The organism is Mesorhizobium sp. M0854 (genome assembly GCF_040319815.1).
In the GTDB taxonomy this organism is placed as follows: domain Bacteria; phylum Pseudomonadota; class Alphaproteobacteria; order Rhizobiales; family Rhizobiaceae; genus Mesorhizobium.
On the sequence record NZ_JAMYOL010000006.1, the window covers coordinates 92,383 to 110,134 of the forward strand.

21 protein-coding genes and 1 pseudogene are annotated in these 17,752 nt (G+C 63.1%); 10 read left to right on the top strand and 12 right to left on the bottom strand.

The features are described from left to right. Window positions 1-11 precede the first annotated feature (11 nt). Window positions 12-1,193 carry an MFS transporter gene (locus NKH99_RS12570; protein WP_352612215.1) on the bottom strand — a complete coding sequence of 394 codons (1,182 nt, stop codon included), beginning with the start codon at window positions 1,191-1,193 and terminating at the stop codon, window positions 12-14. Window positions 1,194-1,241: 48 nt separating this feature from the next. Here NKH99_RS12570 and NKH99_RS12575 point away from each other — a divergent pair, with 48 nt between their 5' ends. From NKH99_RS12575 to NKH99_RS12590, 4 genes and pseudogenes are all read left to right on the top strand, one after another. Further along, window positions 1,242-1,781, top strand: a complete 540-nt coding sequence (locus tag NKH99_RS12575; RefSeq protein ID WP_352452390.1) for an Lrp/AsnC family transcriptional regulator — start codon at window positions 1,242-1,244, stop codon at window positions 1,779-1,781. Window positions 1,782-1,899: 118 nt separating this feature from the next. Further along, complete coding sequence (locus NKH99_RS12580) at window positions 1,900-2,439, top strand: dihydrofolate reductase family protein (RefSeq protein WP_352472229.1); 540 nt, start codon at window positions 1,900-1,902, stop codon at window positions 2,437-2,439. 121 nt (window positions 2,440-2,560) lie between these two features. Next, window positions 2,561-2,668 (top strand): annotated as a pseudogene (locus NKH99_RS12585) (sigma factor); the annotation flags it as partial. 58 nt (window positions 2,669-2,726) lie between these two features. Then, entirely contained in the window at window positions 2,727-3,368 is a 642-nt protein-coding gene (locus NKH99_RS12590) for a sigma factor-like helix-turn-helix DNA-binding protein (RefSeq protein ID WP_352472227.1), read from the top strand. A 75-nt stretch (window positions 3,369-3,443) separates the two neighbouring features. Here NKH99_RS12590 and NKH99_RS12595 read toward each other — a convergent pair whose 3' ends face one another. From NKH99_RS12595 to NKH99_RS12620, 6 genes are read right to left on the bottom strand one after another with little or no spacing between them, the layout of a single operon-like run. Then, window positions 3,444-4,703, bottom strand: coding sequence for an ABC transporter substrate-binding protein (locus NKH99_RS12595; RefSeq protein WP_352472226.1), 1,260 nt, complete (start codon window positions 4,701-4,703; stop codon window positions 3,444-3,446). Between the two features lie 48 nt (window positions 4,704-4,751). Next, a complete protein-coding gene (locus NKH99_RS12600; RefSeq protein ID WP_353014279.1) occupies window positions 4,752-5,180 on the bottom strand; it encodes a DUF4440 domain-containing protein in 429 nt (142 codons plus the stop codon). 8 nt (window positions 5,181-5,188) lie between these two features. Further along, window positions 5,189-6,244: an aldo/keto reductase gene (locus tag NKH99_RS12605; protein ID WP_352978634.1), complete on the bottom strand. Its 1,056-nt coding sequence runs from the start codon at window positions 6,242-6,244 to the stop codon at window positions 5,189-5,191. Next, entirely contained in the window at window positions 6,241-6,600 is a 360-nt protein-coding gene (locus NKH99_RS12610; protein WP_352472221.1) for a TIGR04076 family protein, read from the bottom strand. The genes NKH99_RS12605 and NKH99_RS12610 overlap by 4 nt, the downstream gene beginning before the upstream one ends. Continuing rightward, complete coding sequence (locus NKH99_RS12615; RefSeq protein ID WP_353014281.1) at window positions 6,601-7,089, bottom strand: DUF3830 family protein; 489 nt, start codon at window positions 7,087-7,089, stop codon at window positions 6,601-6,603. After that, window positions 7,086-7,823, bottom strand: a complete 738-nt coding sequence (locus NKH99_RS12620; RefSeq protein WP_353014283.1) for a GntR family transcriptional regulator — start codon at window positions 7,821-7,823, stop codon at window positions 7,086-7,088. Before NKH99_RS12620 ends, NKH99_RS12615 begins: the two co-directional genes overlap by 4 nt. 126 nt (window positions 7,824-7,949) lie before the next feature. Here NKH99_RS12620 and NKH99_RS12625 point away from each other — a divergent pair, with 126 nt between their 5' ends. From NKH99_RS12625 to NKH99_RS12650, 6 genes are all read left to right on the top strand, one after another. Next, on the top strand, window positions 7,950-8,747 hold the full coding sequence (locus NKH99_RS12625) for an ABC transporter ATP-binding protein (RefSeq protein ID WP_352978638.1): 798 nt from the start codon (window positions 7,950-7,952) through the stop codon (window positions 8,745-8,747). Then, a complete protein-coding gene (locus NKH99_RS12630) occupies window positions 8,744-9,493 on the top strand; it encodes an ABC transporter ATP-binding protein (RefSeq protein ID WP_352993994.1) in 750 nt (249 codons plus the stop codon). The genes NKH99_RS12625 and NKH99_RS12630 overlap by 4 nt, the downstream gene beginning before the upstream one ends. Further along, a complete protein-coding gene (locus NKH99_RS12635; protein WP_353014286.1) occupies window positions 9,490-10,398 on the top strand; it encodes a branched-chain amino acid ABC transporter permease in 909 nt (302 codons plus the stop codon). The genes NKH99_RS12630 and NKH99_RS12635 overlap by 4 nt, the downstream gene beginning before the upstream one ends. Then, the gene (locus NKH99_RS12640; RefSeq protein ID WP_023676067.1) at window positions 10,395-11,372 is read left to right on the top strand and encodes a branched-chain amino acid ABC transporter permease; all 978 of its coding nucleotides are present in this window, start codon (window positions 10,395-10,397) and stop codon (window positions 11,370-11,372) included. The genes NKH99_RS12635 and NKH99_RS12640 overlap by 4 nt, the downstream gene beginning before the upstream one ends. After that, window positions 11,369-12,661: an NAD(P)/FAD-dependent oxidoreductase gene (locus tag NKH99_RS12645; protein WP_353014288.1), complete on the top strand. Its 1,293-nt coding sequence runs from the start codon at window positions 11,369-11,371 to the stop codon at window positions 12,659-12,661. The genes NKH99_RS12640 and NKH99_RS12645 overlap by 4 nt, the downstream gene beginning before the upstream one ends. A 76-nt stretch (window positions 12,662-12,737) precedes the next feature. After that, window positions 12,738-12,884: a hypothetical protein gene (locus NKH99_RS12650; RefSeq protein WP_352452379.1), complete on the top strand. Its 147-nt coding sequence runs from the start codon at window positions 12,738-12,740 to the stop codon at window positions 12,882-12,884. Between the two features lie 51 nt (window positions 12,885-12,935). Here the strand turns inward: NKH99_RS12650 and NKH99_RS12655 are convergent, their stop codons facing one another. The 5 genes from NKH99_RS12655 to NKH99_RS12675 all read right to left on the bottom strand — a co-directional run bounded on the left by NKH99_RS12655 (window position 12,936) and on the right by NKH99_RS12675 (window position 17,742). Beyond that, entirely contained in the window at window positions 12,936-13,772 is an 837-nt protein-coding gene (locus NKH99_RS12655) for a GNAT family N-acetyltransferase (RefSeq protein ID WP_353014290.1), read from the bottom strand. A 5-nt stretch (window positions 13,773-13,777) separates the two neighbouring features. Next, window positions 13,778-14,518, bottom strand: a complete 741-nt coding sequence (locus tag NKH99_RS12660) for an aspartate/glutamate racemase family protein (RefSeq protein ID WP_353014292.1) — start codon at window positions 14,516-14,518, stop codon at window positions 13,778-13,780. A 2-nt stretch (window positions 14,519-14,520) separates the two neighbouring features. Beyond that, window positions 14,521-15,339 (bottom strand): ABC transporter permease, encoded by an 819-nt coding sequence (locus tag NKH99_RS12665; RefSeq protein WP_352451583.1) that lies wholly within the window; start codon window positions 15,337-15,339, stop codon window positions 14,521-14,523. A 4-nt stretch (window positions 15,340-15,343) separates the two neighbouring features. Next, a complete protein-coding gene (locus tag NKH99_RS12670) occupies window positions 15,344-16,255 on the bottom strand; it encodes an ABC transporter permease (RefSeq protein ID WP_353014295.1) in 912 nt (303 codons plus the stop codon). 197 nt (window positions 16,256-16,452) lie between these two features. Next, a complete protein-coding gene (locus tag NKH99_RS12675) occupies window positions 16,453-17,742 on the bottom strand; it encodes an ABC transporter substrate-binding protein (protein ID WP_352472208.1) in 1,290 nt (429 codons plus the stop codon). Window positions 17,743-17,752: the final 10 nt, after the last annotated feature.

Below are 17,752 nucleotides of genomic sequence, written 5' to 3' on the forward strand. Positions count from 1 at the left end.
GCCTTGCTGCGCTATAGCTTCGGCGAACGCCACGCCGCTGCCGCAGCAGCGATCAGCATGAGCAAAGCTGCAATCACCGCCGATGCTGCAAAACCGAACGTGGAATAGAGCGGTCCGAACGCCGTGGTGCCGACGAACACCGCAAGATAGGTCACCGCGCTGTTCAAACCCATGATCGTGCCGCGACGCGCAGGGTCGAGCGCCGACAGGCGCATCACCAGGACGTTCAGCCCGAAATGATTGGCAAGGCCCCAGACGGCTATCACCACTATGGTCAGATGAAAACTACTGCTTGCCGCGGCAATCACTACATAGACGACCGCGACAAGCAGATAGGCAAATGGCATGACACGCCGCGCGCCTAAGCGGTCGATAACGCCGTCAAGAAGTGCCGCCGCGCCAAAGCCGACACCATAGGCGAGCGCGGCCAGCCCGTTGGCACTGACCGGCCGTCCCAAGCCGTTGTGAAGGTGATCGCCCAGATAGCCGTAGATGCCGTAGAACGCGGTCATGAAGGCCGCGCAGGCGACCAGCAGCGGCACTATGCCCGGAACGGCCAACGCACCCAGCGGCGTCGGTGCCGGACCGCTCTTCCTGACATCGCTGAGCGAGGTCAGCGACAGGCTGGCCAAGGCGAGTGCTGAGAGCACCGCGACCGCAGCGAATACGGCGCGCCAATGCACCAGATCGGCAAGCACGGCCGACAGCGAAACCCCGGCGACCATGCTCAGCGTCCAGCCGGTCAGCACGACGCCTATGGTGCCGCTTTCGCGGCCGGGCGGCGCAATCGCGGCGGAGCTGGCATAGATTGCCGGCATGGCGACACCTGCAGCGATGCCGGCGAGAAGCTGGGCCGCGACCAGCGCCGTCACGGTCGGCGCAGCGGCGCTGGCGACGAGCGCTATCGCCAGCAGCAGCAACGCCCCTTGCAGCATGCGGCGGGCGCCAAGCCGATCGATATAGCGCGCCAGGAACAAGGCGCTTGCCGACGTCCCGAGCCCGAACGCGGCCGACGCGATCATAACCGCCGGCACGCTTGTGCCGAAGGACGCGGCCACCGCCGGCGCGATCGGACCGAGCACCAGCGAGTTCGAGCCGATCACGGCAATGCACCCCGTCAGCAGGTAAGCGAGTGCCGGGATTGGCGGCCTGGGCGCCGCTGCGAATGTGGCGACTTGATCAGTGTTCGAGATATGGCAATAATGGCCGTATTAAATTCTGCATCAATCGGGAATTTTAATATGGATGAAGAAACAGATGGCATTCCGCAGAACAGGCCCGCCGCCCGCGATATCGATGCAACCGACCGAAAAATATTAGGCGTTCTGGTCGACGACGCCACGATCAGCTATGCCGAGCTCGGCGACCGCGTCGGCCTTTCACCGCCGGCAGCCCATGAACGCGTCAAGCGCCTCCGGCGCAGCGGCGCCATCCGCAACACCGCGGTCATCATCGATCCCAAGGCGGTGCACAAGCCGCTGCTTGCCTTCGTCCATATCGACACAAAGGGGTGGGGAAAGACGCCGGAGCTGATGGCAATCTCCGAACACCCCGAAGTCGAGGAGATCCATTCGGTGGCCGGCGACACATGCATGCTGATCAAGGTCCGCACCGAGGACACGCGGGCGCTCGAGGGCCTGCTGTCGCGCCTCTACGAAACACCCGGCGTCACCTCGACCCGAAGCTATGTGGTCCTGTCGACCTATCTCGAGCGGCCGGTGCAGCCGGGGATAACGACGGAATGGCCGACCCCCCGGCATATGGCCAAGCCGCTTTATTAGCTCAAACGATTCTCACGCGTATCCAAAGTCGAACCGGAAACGTCTCAGACACTGCATCCTGTGGTCCCGCCGGTTCTTGGGTCAGACGGGATGCCTGTTGCGCAGCCGGAGACACGCGATGAGAAAATTGATTGTGGGCAGCTTCATTTCGCTGGACGGCGTCATCGAAGCACCGATGGAATGGGCGTCACCGTTCTTCGACGAGGAGATGAAGGAGCACTCATATGAAAAGGCCGGCGACGCGGATTTTTTCCTGCTCGGCCGCGTCACCTATGAAATGTTCTCGGCGCGTTGGCCGCAGGTCAAAGGCAGCAAGTACATGGACCGCATGAACGGGCTGAAGAAGCTCGTCGCGTCGCGCAGCCTCAAGGCAGTGAGCTGGAACGCATCGCTGATCGAAGGCGACGTCGCTGCCGAAATCGCCAGGATCAAGCAGCAAACCGGCGGCAACATATTGAAATATGGAGTGAGCAATCTCGACCAGACGCTGCTCGCCAACAGGCTTGTCGACGAGTATCAACTCTCGATCGTGCCGACCCGCGTCGGCCTTGGCAAACGCGCTTTCCAGGATGTCGACCCGTCCCTGGTCAAGCTGGAGCTTATAGATACGCACCGTTTCAAGAACGGGGTCATTACGCTGACCTATGTCCCGCTATGATCCGTATGCCATGAAGATGCAGCCAGGACTTGACCCGACCGGGCTTTTCGACGTCCGCTACGCCGGCTTCCTGGAGACAGTCGCGCATTTGCGTGGACGGCTGCACCGCTACTGTGCACGCATGACCGGTTCAACGCTCGACGCCGAAGACGTGATGCAAGAGGCGCTGTTCGAGGCCTATCGGAAGATCGAGAAGCTGGACGATGCGAGTGCTCTTCGCCCTTGGCTGTTTCGTATTGCGCATAATCGCTGCATCGATTTCCTGCGAAGCCGGCAGGTGCGTCGGCATGCGGAGGCCAATTTTCGTCGAAGACGAGATCGTCCTGCCGGTCGAGCCGGCGGGCCAGGGCGCGGATCGCGCCATCGAGCGGCTGGTGATCTACCTGCCGCCCAAGGAGCGCGCCTGCGTCCTGCTCAAGGACGTCTTCGACTATTCGCTGGAAGAGATTGCCGATCTCGTCGGCTCGACCGTGGGTGGCGTCAAAGCTGCGTTGAACCGAGGCCGCTCTAAATTGGCTGCCTTGTCGGGCGAGTCGATCGTCCGTTCGGAGCCCCAACGCGATCCGGAACTCTTGGAATTGCTCAGCCGCTATGTCGAACTGTTCAACCGCCGCGACTGGGATGGGGTACGAGCGTTGACCAGCGCCGACGCACAATTGCGGGTCGCGGATTGCTTCAAGGGCAGGCTGTCGGAATCACCTTACTTCGTCGAATACGAAAGAGCTTCGACGACATGGAAAATGGCGGTTGGCGAGATCGATGGCGAGGCGGTGCTGCCCGTGCTCCACCATGGCGAAGATAGTTGGAAGCCGGCCCATCCGGTTCGGATCGAAGCCGTTGGCGGGATCATAAATCGCATCGCCGATTACTATGCCTGCCCTTGGATCATGCCGGCGGCTGGTGCGGTGGTCGTTTCCAGGCCGGCCTGACCGGCAACAGGACATGCAAGTGTCCGGCATCAACCTCAATGGAATGGGATCGATGCCGGACAAGACATAGGCGGCTTACTGAAGCTTCGCCTGCAAGGCGTTGACGTCATCCGTCGTCATTTCGCCGTCGGTCGTCACCTTGCCGTCGACGATCTTCCAGAGGCGGAACGGGCCGGTGATGTCGCCGTATTTGTCGAAGGCGACCGGGCCGATGACGCCTTCGTAGCGGATCGGCTTGCCATCCTTGATCAGGCCGAGCGCCTTAGCGAACTCGTCCTTGCCGGCATAGATCGGCGTGCCGGCCGGGTCGACCGCCTTGTACATCGCCTCCTTGATCTTGGCTGGATCCTCGGAGCCCGCAATGGCGATGGCCAGGCCGACGATGGCGCCGGCATCATACGACCGGTCGGCCGCCGGGTTCGACGGTTCGATGCCCGAAAATTCCTTGTAGTTCTTGGTGAAATACTCGGTCGATGCGGTCGGGCTGGTGCCGGAGGAAGTGCCGTACGCATCCTTTAGATAATCCGCGCCAACGGATTCGATGAAGTCCGGGCTGTTCATGCCGTCATTGAGCAGGAATTTCTGGACACCGCCCTGCGAAATCCAGGTGCGGGCGATGGTTGCGCCGTCGACAGGCGTGCTGACGAGATAAAGCCCGTCGGGCTCGCCGGCCATCGCCGCCGTCACTTCCGAGGCATAGCTCGACTGCTTTTCATTGTAGGGCGTGTCGGAGACGATGGTGCCGCCGAGTGCCTTATAGGCGCGCGAAAATTCCGCCACCATGTTGACGCCGAAGTCGTTGTTGACGTGGATGACCGCCAGCTTCTTGAAGCCTTTGTCGATGGCATATTTGGCGGCGGCGACGCCCTGCAGCGCATCAGATGTGATGGTGCGGAAGAAGATGCCGTTGGTCTTGCCGTCGCGCCCGAGCGCCGTCAGCGTCGGCGACGAGGAAGCAGGCGACACCTGGACTATCTTGGCCGGAGCGGTGACCGAGGTCAGGATCGGGATCGACACCGAGGAGATGATGCCGCCGATGATCACTGGCACCTTCTTGACCTGCACGAGTTGCGTCGCGGCGTCGACCGCAATGTTGCCCTGGCTCTGGCTGTCGCGCGTGTCGGTTGCGAGATCGCAGCCGCGGACGCCACCCGCATCGTTGATGTCGCGGAAGGCCATCTCGACCGATTTGGCGCCGGCCTGGCCGTACTCGCCGGCCGGGCCTGTCAGTTCCATGACGAGGCCGACGGTGATCTTGCAATCGGCGGCTTGCGCTGCGCCGGCCGCTGTCAGCAGTGCGAGCGCGGTGGTGATCTGAAGTATGGTCTTTTTCATTGCTGTTCCCCTTTCGTTACACGACTCTCATTGATGTCTTGAGCCTGTTCAGCCTTCCGGCATCTGCAGCCAGGTTTCATGCAGATATCGCCATTCGACGCCGTTGGGCGCCGATGAACTGGTGGTGAAAACGGCACTTGAGCGGCGGCGGCTATGCTTGCCGGCGCGCTGCTGCGCTTCGATGTAGCTGACGACGATCGTGTCGCCTTGTTGCCAGCCGGCCCGGATTTCCTCGATCGAGATGGTGAAATTGCCGTCACAAGTGGCGCGGCTTGCCCTTACATGGTCGAGCACCGCGTCACGATCGAGGACCTGGCCATCCGGCACAACCATGCAGAAGCCTTCGCCCATGACGCGTTCGAAGCGCCTGAAATCTGCATTGTCCGCACTCGCCGCATTGAACCAGTCGACGAAGAAGCGGTGGAGATCGGCCACCTCGGCGCTGGCGCGGGAAAGCAAGGAGGGCTTTTCGTCCATGGCCGCGTTCATTTCCTGCCTGCATTCAAATTGTAATGCATGATCGAGCCGTGGCGGCCGTGACGGTCGCGTTCCAAAGTGTAGACGTCGCCCAGCGGCCCACGGCTTTGCGCGATCACGGCAGCGATCCTCGCCCGGTCGTCGGCATCGAGCGCGACGTCCATGATTCTGGCATTGGCAAGGGCGTGCGCCTGGTTGCGGGCGCCGACGATGACGGCCGCCACTTGCGGCTGCTCCAGCACCCAGGCGCTGGCGATGGTGGCGATATCGACGCCGTGGCGGTCGGCGACGGCCTTCAGTGTGCGAAGCAACTCCTGGAAAAGCTCCCAGCCACCAAAGTCGTCAATGATCAGCTTGTATTTGACCAGCGATCGGTTTTCGAGCGGCGTCTGCGGCTCGGCAGCGCCAAGCCATTTTTCGCTGAGGAAGCCGCCCGCCACCGAACCGTAGCAGAGGAAACTGACGCCGTGCCGGCTGGCGAGCGCTGCAAGGCTGTTGGCTGGCCGCTGGTCGAGCACCGAGTATTGCAATTGCTGGCTGACCAGCGGCACACCGGCGGCCAGGATCTCGGCCAACCGCGGCGTGTCGAAGTTCGTGGTGCCGATGTTGCGCACCTTGCCTTCCCCGCGGATTTCGTTGAGCCAGCCCATCGCTTCGACATAGCCGGGCAGCGCATAGTCCCACCAGTGGAACTGCACGAGATCGAGCCGCTCGGTCTTCAGCCGCCGCAGCGACTGCTCGACGATGCTGCTGATGTAGTCGCGGCTGATCGTGGAAAGCCGTTCGAGGTCAGGCACTAGCTTGGTGTGCACCTTCATCTTGGCGGCAGCATCAAGGCCACGCTCATTGGCAAGGCGCAGGCGTGCCGCGCCGATCAGCTCCTCGACACCGGTATAGATATCGGCGCAATCATAGGTCCTGATGCCGGCGTCGAAGGTGGCGATCAGGTCGGTTACCGCCTGTTGGCGGTCGATCGCGCCGTGCCCGCCGGCAAGCTGCCAGCCGCCGCGAATAACGCGCGAGATCGTATAGCCGGGGCTGAGCTCGAAAGCCTTGGCGGTCATCTCCGGTCATTCTCCTTCGGCAGCGGCACCGCCGTCGTTTCGGCATGGCTGAACCGCCGCTTGCCGGTCCTGACGATCCTCAGCCGGCTGGCACAATTGGGATCCGGACAAGCGATCTCGGCGTCCGACGTCATCCAGTCGTTCCTGTGGGTCGGGCGCTGCTTTGCGGCCAGAAGCGGCAACACTGCCGCAATGGAATAGATCGAGAAACCTTGCCCCGCTGGCATCGACAGCATCTCGCCCTTCAACTCGAAATAGTCGCCGGGCTTGGCGCCGCAATAGATCGGCTTGCCCTCGGGGATAACCGCCTCGACGCGAAGGTCGAAGAGCTCAAAACTGTCGTCGGTCTCAGCCATTCAGATCTCCACCCGGGTGAAGGTGATGTCGCAGGCACCGTTGCGGCGGATCACGCCACAAGCGGCTGCGAATTTATCGCGATCCTCAGGCACCACCTGCGCGACGACGCTTCCGGCAAGCCAGCCGATCGGGAACAGCAGGCGTGCACCCGCTCCGTAGAACAGGCCGACGTCAAAGATGGCATTCGGGTTGCCGCCCCACATGCGCGGCGGCACGTAGGACAACACGATGTCGCCCGGCTGCGGCGTCAGCGTTGCGTTCTCCGCCGGCAAGGGCCTGGCATAGGTTTGGCCCTCAAGTTCGGCTGATGGAACCGGGCAGGAGATTTCCGGCCCCGTCCACATAGCATGGATGCCGGCAACGACGCGCGGCTGCTCGAGATACGCCAGCAGGAAGGCAGCGTTGTCGGGCGCCTTTTCAGGCAACAGCAGCGCGGTCACGGAAAGCTTCGAGCGTGGCTCGGTGATGCTGATGCCAGGCGCCGTCATGCCCTCAATCCTTCCTTGCTTGTGGATTGGAGCTTGTCGCGCAGAAAGGCGAAGGGCCGGCTGATATCGGCCACCAGCGCCTCGCGCGCCGCTTGCGCATCCTGCCTCGCAAGCGCTGCGACAATGCTGCGGTGGTAGTGGGCCGTATCGACCTCGCCGGCGTCGGAGAAGGCGTAGATGGCAACGCGGATGCAAGGCCCCGATTGCAACCAGAGGCTCTCGATCATCGGGATCAGCACGGCGGAACCGCAGCAACGGTAGATCTCGAAATGGAAGCTCTGATTGAGCGTGGCCTCGCGGTCGATATCCTTCTTGTGCTTGAGCGCGCGCATCTCGTCCCATTGCCCCAGCATGGCTTCGACCGAAGCGATCTGGCGCGCGTTCATGCGCGTGGCGGCCAGGGCGATCGCTTCGCCCTCGATCAGGGAGCGGGCGCGCAAGAGGTCGTCGATGCGCTCCAGCGTGATCGGCGGCACGCGCACCGAACGGTTGGGAAGCGCCTCCAGCGCCTTCTCGGTGATCAGCCGTCCGAGCGCCTCGCGCACCGGCATGGTGCTTGTGACCAGCGCGTCGGCGAGGCCGCGGATGGTTAGCACCTGGCTCGGCTCGAAAAGGCCGCCGATCAAGGCGCGGCGCAGCTCCGAATAGACGCGATCCTGCACGGTCTCGCGGCCGACCGGCGTAAGCTGGGCTGCGATCATCTCATTGTTCTTTTCGATGGCGGCCTTCTGCATAGGCAATCCCGGTCTTGGCCGTTTTCGGCTTGCGGAAGAAATTAAAGCCGAATAGCGTGATCAAAGCAAGCGTGATCACAAATCATATCATAGGCGACGAAGATCGCTTTTCGGCCAGAGGAATTGATGAGCGACACGACGGAACGGCAGGAGGAGATCCGTACGCCGGTCCTCACGGCCAGGAACGTCCTCAGACGCTTCGGCGGCCTGGTCGCGGTCAACAATGTCTCGTTCGACGTCCGGCCGGGCGAAATACTTGGCCTTATCGGCCCGAACGGCGCCGGCAAGACCACGATGTTCGACCTGCTCGCCGGCAGCATTCTGCCGACCAGTGGCGAAATCCTCCTCAACGGCGTATCGGTGTCGGGGGAAGCTGCCCATCGCCGCATTGGCCGCGGCCTTGGCCGCACGTTCCAGATCCCCCGGCCCTTGCCTAACCTGACGCTGATCGAAAACGTCATGCTGGCCGCGCAAGGGCAGGCCGGAGAAAAACTGCTCGCCAATTTCCTGACGCCCCGGCGGGTCGCTGCCGAAGAAAGGGCTGCCGAGACAAGAGCCGTCGAACTGCTCGAGCTCGTCACGATCGCTCACCTCGCGCACGAACCTGCGCGCGTGCTTTCAGGCGGCCAGCGCAAGCTGCTCGAACTGGCCCGCGTGATGATGGCCGACCCGGCGATCATCCTGCTCGACGAGCCGGCGGCCGGGGTCAACGCAACCCTGCTCGAGATCATTATCGACCGCATCCGCGACATCAATGCGCGCGGCATCACCTTCCTGCTGATCGAGCACAATATCGACATGGTGACGCGGCTTTGCCACCGTGTGCTGGTCATGGCGAGCGGGCTGCTGCTGTGCGAAGGCACCCCGGAGGAGGTGGCGCGCGACCCGCGCGTCATCGAGGCCTACCTCGGGGGCGCGGCATGAGACAAAGGGTACTCGATGTCCGCGACCTTGAAGCCGGCTACGAGCCCGGCGTTCCGATCGTGCGCGGCGCTTCGATCACCGTCGACCAGGGCGAGATCGTCGTCGTTCTCGGTCCCAACGGCGCCGGCAAGTCGAGCCTTATCAAGGCGATCGCCGGCCTTGTCCCGATCACCGGCGGCACGGTGCTGCTGGACGGCAAGGATATCACGGCGTCGCCCGCTCACATCATGGTCCGCCTTGGCCTTGCCTTCGTGCCACAGACAGAGAACATCTTCCCGCTGATGTCGGTCGAGGACAATCTCAGGGTCGCCTGCGGCATCCTGAGGCCGCGCGAGGTCCCAGCCCGCATCGAGGAAATGTATGCGGCCTTTCCCGATCTCGCCCGTCAGCGCAGAACGGCCGCGGGCAATCTGTCGGGTGGACAGCGGCAGATGCTGGCCGTCGCCCGGGCGTTGATCGTCCATCCCAAGGTGCTGGTGCTCGACGAGCCGTCGGCCGGCCTGTCGCCGAAATTCGTGGCGATGGTGTTCGAGATGCTGGCCGGCATCCGAAAGTCCGGCGTCACCATTCTGCTGGTCGAACAGAACGCCAAGGCAGCGCTTGCCATTGGAGACCGCGCCTATGTGCTGGTCGAGGGCAAGGAGCGGCACCAGGGCGTCGCCTCCGAGCTCTGGAACGACCCGGTCGTCGCTGAACTCTATCTTGGCCAGCGCCGCCTCGACCTTGGACAAGGAAGCGCGGCATGAACCTGCAATTCGTCGTCGACGGACTGCTGGCAGGGTCGATGATCGGCCTCGGCGCCATCGGCGTGACACTCACCTATTCGATCCTGCGCTTCTCGAACTTCGCCCATGGCGACTTCATGGCCTGGGGCGCCTATGCGACGCTCGCCGTGGTTGGCGCCATTGGCGCGATTTTCGGCAAGATCGCGCCGATCGCGCCCCTCTCCTTCGGTTGGCCGCTGATCGTCGCGCTCATCATCGGCATGGCGGCCACCGGCCTGCTGGCGCTGGCGCTCGACATGGTGCTGTTCGCGCGGCTGCGGGCCAAGGGCCAGGCGATCATCGTGGTGATGGCGAGCTTCGGCGCCTCGATGGCGCTGAGAAGCCTGCTCGAATTCATCTTCACCTCGCGTCCGACCTATTTCAGCCGGGCGATCCAGATCGCCATGCCGATAGGTTTCGGCATCCGCATCACCCCGGACCAGATCGCGCTGCTGCTGCTGACCGCCGTGCTGGTGCTCGGCGTGCATCTCCTGATGACGCGGACCCAGACCGGCCGCTCGATGCAGGCATTGAGCCAGAACGCGGCACTTGCCCGCATCGTCGGCATCGACGTCGCCAGGGCGGTGCGCGTCACCTGGATCATCGGCGGCGCGCTCGCCTGCGTCGCCGGCGTGATGATCGGCATTCTCATCCAGATCCGCCCGTTCATGGGTTTCGAGATGCTGCTGCCGATGTTCGCGGCCGCCATCCTCGGCGGCATCGGCAGCGTGCCCGGCGCCGTTCTCGGCGGCCTGATCATCGGCATGGCCGAAGCGGCTGCCGTGCAATTGATCGGCGCCGAATGGCGGGCAGCCGTCTCGTTCATCATCCTGATGGCGGTGCTGTTCGTGCGGCCCATCGGCCTTTTCGGAGTGAGGGAACGCTGATGGATCTGCTCGGCTACGGCGCCTTCTTCCTGACCACCGCGCTGATCTTTTCGCTCATCACGCTCGGGCTCAATCTGCAATGGGGGCTGACCGGGCTTTTCAATGTCGGGGTCGCCGGCTTCGTTGCCATCGGCGCCTACACCTCGGCGCTGCTGACCACGCCCGACGATGCCGCGCGCCTGGGCGGCTTCGACCTGCCGATCCTTATCGGCTGGCTTGGCGCCATGCTGTTGGGCGGCGTCGCCGCCGCCATCACCGGCATTGCCACGCTACGTCTGAGATCGGACTATCTGGCGATCACTACTTTCGGCGTCGCCGTCGTCGTGCAACTGGTAGCGCTCAATGCCCAGAAGCTGACCGGCGGGCCGTTCGGCATCGGCTTCATTCCGCGTCCGTTCGGCGGTCTTGCCGAAACGCCGTTGCTGTTCAACCTTTCGAACCTTGCGATCGTCTCGGTAGTGACGCTGATCGTCTATCTCGCGCTGGAGCATCTGTCGCGCAGCCCGTGGGGGCGCGTGTTGAAGGCGCTTCGCGAGGATGAGCGGGCCGCGATATCCCTAGGCAAAAGCGCACGGTTCTACCGCGTCCAGGCCTTTGCCGTCGGTGGCGCCATCATGGCGCTTGCCGGTGCGCTGCAGGCGCATTTCACCGGCTTCATCGCCCCGGACAATTATTTGCCGGCGCTGACTTTCCAGGTCTGGGTGATGCTGATCGTCGGTGGCTCGGGCAGCAACATCGGCGCCGTCATCGGCAGCATCCTGGTCTGGGCGATATGGGCCGGATCGGGAGCCTTGACCAGTATGTTGTTCTCGCCGGAACAGCAGGCCCGCGCCGCTTCGCTGCAGATCGTCGCCATCGGCGTGATGCTGTGCGTCATCCTTCTGGTCAGGCCGAACGGCCTGTTTGGCGACAGGCCGCGGCGTCCAAGGTTCGGCAAGCGTGCACGCGTGGCCCCCAGCGAGAGCGGCTCATGAACGCTGTGACCCGGCCGCACGGCATTTCCCTTTGGCATGCCGTCAGCCGCGGTCGCCGCGACCGGCCCACCCTCGAAGGCGCACTCGATGTCGATCTGGCAATTGTCGGCGGCGGGTTTTCAGGCCTTTCCACCGCGCTGCACAGTGCCGAGAAAGGCAACGCGGTTGCCGTCCTCGAGGCGGAAATCATCGCCTGGGGGGCAACCGGCAGGAATGCCGGCTTCGTCGTGCCGAATTTCGCGAAAAGAGACCCCGACGATATCATTGCCCAGCTCGGCCCCGAACGCGGTGAACGCCTTGTCGATTTCGCCGCCGGCAGCGCCGACCTCGTCTTCGACCTGATCAGGCGGCATGCCATCGAATGCGATTCTGTCCAGAGCGGCTGGATACAACCAGCCCATTCACCGGCCGCTTTGCAAAAGACCAGATCGCGCGCCGAACAATGGGCAAGGCGCGGAAGGCCGGCTGTTGCGCTGGACGGACAGGCGGTCGAAGAGCTGACCGGCGTTCGCGGTTATCTCGGCGGCTGGATCGACAGATCGAGTGGCGTCCTCAATCCGGTCGAATATGCGCGCGGATTGGCCGACGCGGCGGAAAAGGCCGGAGCGCGCATCTTCGAGAATACGCGTGTCGCGTCGATCGATCACATAGGCGATGGTTGGGCTTTGAAGACGGCCTCCGGTTCGGTACGCGCAGGAAAGGTGCTGGTCGCCACCAACGCCTATGGCGGGCCGCTGGATCGGGCGCTGCGGCGAACCTATTTCCCGCTGAAAATCTTCCAGATCGCGACAGCGCCGCTGCCGCGCGAAATACGCACTCGCCTGCTTCCTGGCGGGCAAGGCGTCGGCGACACAAGACGCAATCTCTTCACCTTCCGCTTCGACGGCGGAAACAGGCTGATCACCGGCGGCATGCATGTTTTTGGCCCCGGTGCCGACACGCGGGTGCCGCGGGCGATCTGGCGGCGGCTTGCCAGATATCTCGATCTCCCGGACATCCCGCCGCTTGAATACAGCTGGTCGGGGATGGCTGCCGTCGAGCCCGACTTCCTGCCGCACCTCGTCGATCTCGGCCCCGGGCTGATCGCCGGCTTCGCGTGCAACGGACGCGGCATCGCCATGACCACTGCGATGGGCAAGGTGCTTGCGGATTGGGCTGATGGAACAAAGCCTCAGGATTTGCCGCTGCCGTTTGCGCCGCCGTCGCCGATCCCGTTCCATAGCCTAATGCGGCATGCACCAAACATGGTGCTCCCCTGGAGCATGCTGCGCGACCGGCTGGATGGCTGATCGACGTGCGTCTCCGGCCGCCGTCCTGATACCCGAACTGCTAGACTCGCCCACACCATGTTGTTAACGACAGCGGATGAAGCAGAACTATCTTTATCTCATCATCGGCGCTTTGGCCGTCGCCGTTATTGCGTTGGGGATTTACGTTTATCGCGAGGAGACTAGGCCGAAAGGCGTGGAACTTCGCATCGACGATTCCGGCATTTCAGTTCAGGAAAAATAGACCGCGTAGTCCTGTTGCCCGACTTTGCACTGGAAGTCGGCTTGTACCGCCTCACCCCAACTCCAACGTCGTTATCGCAAAAACTCCGGACTGCACGAGCTGCGGCGCCTTTCCCTTGTACATCCGAGCCGTCTCGAAGCCCGGTTGAAGGCCTGCGGACGACAGCAAGTCTGCAAATTGCCGGCTGGTTTCGGGAACGTCGAGATGGACGTTTCCGGGACCGGACATGTGCGCGAGCGCGGCGAAGAGATGGCTTGCCGCGCCCAGGCTGTCGGCAAAGAGCGGGCCGATCTTGCAGCCGTCCCGGCATTGGCGCGCGACGCCATATCCCGCAATGGCGCCGTGCTTGAGGATCGCAAGCGCCATGTGCGGCGGGCGCAGCCAGTGTTCCAGGAAGGATCGCCTCGGACCGGGAAAGAAGCGGCGGTCATAGTCCAGTATGTCCGGCACGAGTTCCGGCCCTATGGCGCGAACGTCGTTGCCGACGGCTGCCGGGACATTCGGTGACCCCATGAACCGGATCGTCCGGTAGGCCGGTGCAAAACCCATGCTGCGGTAGTTGGCCTGCTGTTCGACAACGCCGTCGAGGCCGATCGTGCGCTTGCCGAGCCGCGCTATGCCGGCATCCCAGACCGCCTTGCCATGACCTTGGGCACGCCTGTCCGGCCGGCAGATGTACAGGCCGATGAAGCCGAAACCGTCGCCATAGGCGACGGCCGAAATGCCGGCCGCCATCTCGCCATCGATAAAGGCGCCGATGAAGCCCTGCGGGTCGGCTGCCTGAAACAGCGCGGCATCGTTAAGGCCGGGATTCCAGCCTTCCGCCGCCGCCCAATCGACAAGGGTTTGCACTTCTTCACGTGCGAGCGTTCGGATCGTTCGGGGCATTGCGATCACTCGGCGGCGTCAGGCGCGAAGGATTTCAACGCGCCATGATAAGACTTTGCCAACGGGCTTGCATAGGCGCCGCGCTTGGATGTCGTCAGGCCAAGGGCGATCAATGCCTCGGCCTGTTTCACGGCAGCGCCGACGCCGTCGATGACCGGAAGGCCGAATTCCCGCTGCAGCGCCGCCGCCAGATCGGCCATGCCGGCACAGCCGAGCACGATCGCCTCGGCGCGATCCTCGTCGATGGCGCGCGCAATTTCGCTGCGCAGCCTGAGCAGTGCGTCGGACGCCGGATCTTCGAGGGCAAGAACCGGGATGTCGGCGGCGCGCACGCGTGCCCGCCCCGCCATGCCATAGCGTTGCACCAGGCCTTCGACCGGCACGCGCGAACGTCCGGTGGTGGTGACGACGGTGAAGCGCTGGGCGATGAACGAGGCCGTGCTGAGCGATGCCTCGCAAATGCCGATGACCGGAATGTTGGCCATGGCGCGCGCGGCATCGAGGCCGGTGTCGTCGAAACAGGCAATGATCGCGCCTTGCGCGCCCGAGCGTTCGCCGGCGGCGATCTCGACCAGCAGGCCGGGCACGGCAAGTGCTTCATCGTAATAGCCTTCGATCGATACAGGTCCCATCGACGAGGTGACGGCAACGATCTTCGTCGATTGAGCAGCGACCGATCGGGCCGCCGCTGCGATAGTGCCGGTCATGCTGGCCGTGGTGTTTGGATTGACGACGAGGATCTGCACTGTCAGGCACGCTCGCGGCGGCGGCCGACATAGACGATTGCGCCGAGCGTCAGCAGGATCACCAGGAAGGAAAACACGGTCGTCACGGTGCCCAGCGCATAGAGCACCGGCGTCGTGACATTCGTCGTCATGCCGTAGATTTCGAGCGGCAACGTGTTGAACGTGCCCGAGGTCATCAGCGTGCGGGCGAACTCGTCATATGACAGAGTGAAGCCGAACAGGCCGACGCCGATCAGGCTGGGCGCAATCATCGGCAGCACGACATGGGCAAAGGTCTGCCACGACGATGCTCCGAGATCGCGCGCGGCTTCCTCATAGGCTGGCGAGAACCGGTTGAAGACAGCAAACATAATCAGCACGCCGAAAGGCAAGGTCCAGGTCAGATGGGCGCCGAAAGCGGAGGTGTACCAGGCGGGGCGGAAGCCGATCTGCTGGAAGACGACGCCGATGCCGAGACTGATGATGATCGACGGCACGACCAGGCTGGCGACGGCCAGATAGAACAGTGCGGTTGCGCCGCGAAATTTCTGCCGGAAGGCCAGGCCGGCGAGCAGCGACACGGCGACAGTGACGACCATCACCATCAGGCCAAGGACGAGCGAGCGTTTGAAGCTGCCGCCGAAGTCGCCGACCGCCTGGCGCTCGAACAAATTGGCGAACCAGTGCAGCGACACGCCGTTCAGCGGAAATGTCAGACCGCCGTTCTCGCCCTGGAAAGAGAGGATCAGGATCGCCGAAAGCGGGCCGTAGAGGAACAACACGAAAAGACCGAAGAACGCCGCCAACACATAGAATTCGAGGGTGCGCTTGTCCTGGCTCATCGCCTCACAGCTCCTTGCGGATGTCGACGATGCGCAGGATGCCCGCGACCATCAGCAGCACCAGCACCAAGAGCACGACGGCGTTGGCGGCGGCTGCCGGATATTGCAGCAGCGACATCTGGTTCTTCATCATCAGCGCGACGGAGGCGCTCTGCCCGCCGGACATCACCTGCACCGTCGAGAAGTCGGCCATCACCAGGGTGACGACGAAAATGGTGCCGATCGCCATGCCGGGCTTGGCGAGCGGAATGACGACGTTCCACAGAACCTGCCAGCCGGAAGCACCGGCGTCGCGCGCGGCTTCTATCAACGACTTGTCGATGCGCATCAGCGTGTTGAAGATCGGCGTCACCATGAACAGCGTATAGAGATGCACCATAGCCAGCACCACGGCGAATTCGGAATAGAGCAGCCATTCGATCGGCTTCGGGATCAGCCCCATTTGCACCAGCGTCGAGTTGACCAGGCCATTGCGGCCAAGCACCGGAATCCACGAGATCATGCGGATGATGTTGGAGGTCAGAAACGGCACCGTGCAGACAAGGAACAGCACCATCTGCATGGCCGTGGTCCTGACATGGAAGGCAAGGAAATAGGCGACCCAGAAACCGATGAACAGCGTCAGCGCCCAGACGATGGCGGCGTATTTCAGCGTATTCAAGTAGGTTTTCCAGGTGACCCAGGAGCCGAGCGTGTCGGAATAATTGGTGGTCAGGAAATCCGGATACATCGCTGCGAAATCGTAGTCCCAGAATGAGACCACGGCGATCATCAGGATCGGCAGCAGGAGGAACGCGCCTAGGATCAGCGCCAGCGGTGCCGCCTGGAGATAGGGTGCGACTCCGGCAAAGGAGCGCCTGCGTCTGGCAGGCTTTGCAGACGTAACGTGCGTGGATTGTTCGAGCGCTACTGCCATCTATATCTCGGTCGAAGTCGGCGATGCGACTGAGGGGTGTTCCCTTCTCCCCCTGTGGGAGAGGGTGGCCGAGCGAAGCTCGGTCGGATGAGGGGTGTTCCAGCTTGGCACCAACAGTGCTCCGTCCAGCACCCCTCAACCGTCTTGGCGCTGCGCGCCAATCCACCTTCTCCCACAAGGGGAGAAGGCAGAGGGCATCAAGCAGCGATGAACTCGTTCCAGCGCTTCACCATGTAGCGGTCCTCGTCCATGACCGAGTTCCAGCAGGCGACCTTGCCCATGCGCTCTTCGAACGAGCCGCCGTCACGCACGGCGCCAGCCTTTTCCATGACCTTGCCGTCCGGCGACAGGATATCGCCCTTTGCCGGCTTGCCTTCGATCCAGTAGCCCCACTCGTCCTCGGACATGAACTTCTTGGCCGACACCATGTTGGCCGAGTAATAGCCCTGACGGTTGAGATAGCCGCCAACCCAGCCGGACGTGTACCAGTTGATGTATTCATAGGCGGCATCGAGTTCCGCGCCGGAGAGATGGGCTGCCAGGCCAAGCCCGCCACCCCAGGACCGGTAGCCTTCCTTGAGCGGCTGGAACCGGCACGCGATGCCCTTGGAGCGGACCGCGGCCACGGCCGGCGACCACATCGACTGGATTACGACTTCGCCTGAAGCCATCAGGTTGACGCTCTCGTCGAAGGATTTCCAGAAGGCGCGGAACTGGCCGGCTTGCTTGGCCTTGATCAGGAAGTCGATCGTCTTGTCGATCTCCTCCTTGGTCATGTTGCCCTTGTCGGCGTATTTGATGTTGCCCGTTGCCTCCATGATCATCGCCGCATCCATGATGCCGATCGACGGGATGTTGAGGATGGCGGTCTTGCCCTTGAAGGCCGGATCCATGATGTCGGCCCAGGTGGTGATATCGCGGCCGACGAGGTCGGGGCGGATGCCGAGCGTATCGGCATTGTAGATCGTCGGCACCATGGTGAACCAGTTGGTCGGCGCCTTGGCGAAGACCTTGCTGTCCTGCGCCTCGACGTAACCGACGGTATGCGGCGCGGTGCCCTGGGCAATGACGCTGTCCGGCGTCAGCTTGCCGGTTTTGAACAGCGGCACCAGCTCGTCGTAATATTTCAGCTTGCTGACATCCATCGGCTGCAGGACGCCTGTCGGGAACACCTTCTTGCAGATCCAGTATTCGATGTCGGCGATGTCGTAGCTGTCGGGCTGCGTCACAGCGCGCTGCGCGGCGGCGTCGGAATCGGTTGCTGTCATCTCCAGCGTGATGCCGAGGTCGGCCTTGCACTTGTCGGCGATGGCATTGAGGTTGGATACGCCGGTGCCGAACTGGCGCAGCGTGATGTTCGATTGCGCCCAGATGGTCGGAAAGCCTGATATGGCGCCGGAACCGGCGGCGAAACCGACGGCGGCGGCACCTGTCTTGAGCAGCGAACGTCGCGATATTCCAGTCTTCTTGTCGGTGGTGTTGGTCATGTTCAGTTCC

Excerpts from the sequence above, each read along its gene's own strand:
- NKH99_RS12575 (WP_352452390.1), top strand. The coding sequence starts at position 1,242 with ATGGATGAAGAAACAGATGGCATTCCGCAGAACAGGCCCGCCGCCCGC.
- NKH99_RS12580 (WP_352472229.1), top strand. The coding sequence starts at position 1,900 with ATGAGAAAATTGATTGTGGGCAGCTTCATTTCGCTGGACGGCGTCATC.
- NKH99_RS12590 (WP_352472227.1), top strand. The coding sequence starts at position 2,727 with ATGCGGAGGCCAATTTTCGTCGAAGACGAGATCGTCCTGCCGGTCGAG.
- NKH99_RS12595 (WP_352472226.1), bottom strand. The coding sequence starts at position 4,703 with ATGAAAAAGACCATACTTCAGATCACCACCGCGCTCGCACTGCTGACA.
- NKH99_RS12600 (WP_353014279.1), bottom strand. The coding sequence starts at position 5,180 with ATGGACGAAAAGCCCTCCTTGCTTTCCCGCGCCAGCGCCGAGGTGGCC.
- NKH99_RS12605 (WP_352978634.1), bottom strand. The coding sequence starts at position 6,244 with ATGACCGCCAAGGCTTTCGAGCTCAGCCCCGGCTATACGATCTCGCGC.
- NKH99_RS12610 (WP_352472221.1), bottom strand. The coding sequence starts at position 6,600 with ATGGCTGAGACCGACGACAGTTTTGAGCTCTTCGACCTTCGCGTCGAG.
- NKH99_RS12615 (WP_353014281.1), bottom strand. The coding sequence starts at position 7,089 with ATGACGGCGCCTGGCATCAGCATCACCGAGCCACGCTCGAAGCTTTCC.
- NKH99_RS12620 (WP_353014283.1), bottom strand. The coding sequence starts at position 7,823 with ATGCAGAAGGCCGCCATCGAAAAGAACAATGAGATGATCGCAGCCCAG.
- NKH99_RS12625 (WP_352978638.1), top strand. The coding sequence starts at position 7,950 with ATGAGCGACACGACGGAACGGCAGGAGGAGATCCGTACGCCGGTCCTC.
- NKH99_RS12630 (WP_352993994.1), top strand. The coding sequence starts at position 8,744 with ATGAGACAAAGGGTACTCGATGTCCGCGACCTTGAAGCCGGCTACGAG.
- NKH99_RS12635 (WP_353014286.1), top strand. The coding sequence starts at position 9,490 with ATGAACCTGCAATTCGTCGTCGACGGACTGCTGGCAGGGTCGATGATC.
- NKH99_RS12645 (WP_353014288.1), top strand. The coding sequence starts at position 11,369 with ATGAACGCTGTGACCCGGCCGCACGGCATTTCCCTTTGGCATGCCGTC.
- NKH99_RS12650 (WP_352452379.1), top strand. The coding sequence starts at position 12,738 with ATGAAGCAGAACTATCTTTATCTCATCATCGGCGCTTTGGCCGTCGCC.
- NKH99_RS12655 (WP_353014290.1), bottom strand. The coding sequence starts at position 13,772 with ATGCCCCGAACGATCCGAACGCTCGCACGTGAAGAAGTGCAAACCCTT.
- NKH99_RS12665 (WP_352451583.1), bottom strand. The coding sequence starts at position 15,339 with ATGAGCCAGGACAAGCGCACCCTCGAATTCTATGTGTTGGCGGCGTTC.
- NKH99_RS12670 (WP_353014295.1), bottom strand. The coding sequence starts at position 16,255 with ATGGCAGTAGCGCTCGAACAATCCACGCACGTTACGTCTGCAAAGCCT.
- NKH99_RS12675 (WP_352472208.1), bottom strand. The coding sequence starts at position 17,742 with ATGACCAACACCACCGACAAGAAGACTGGAATATCGCGACGTTCGCTG.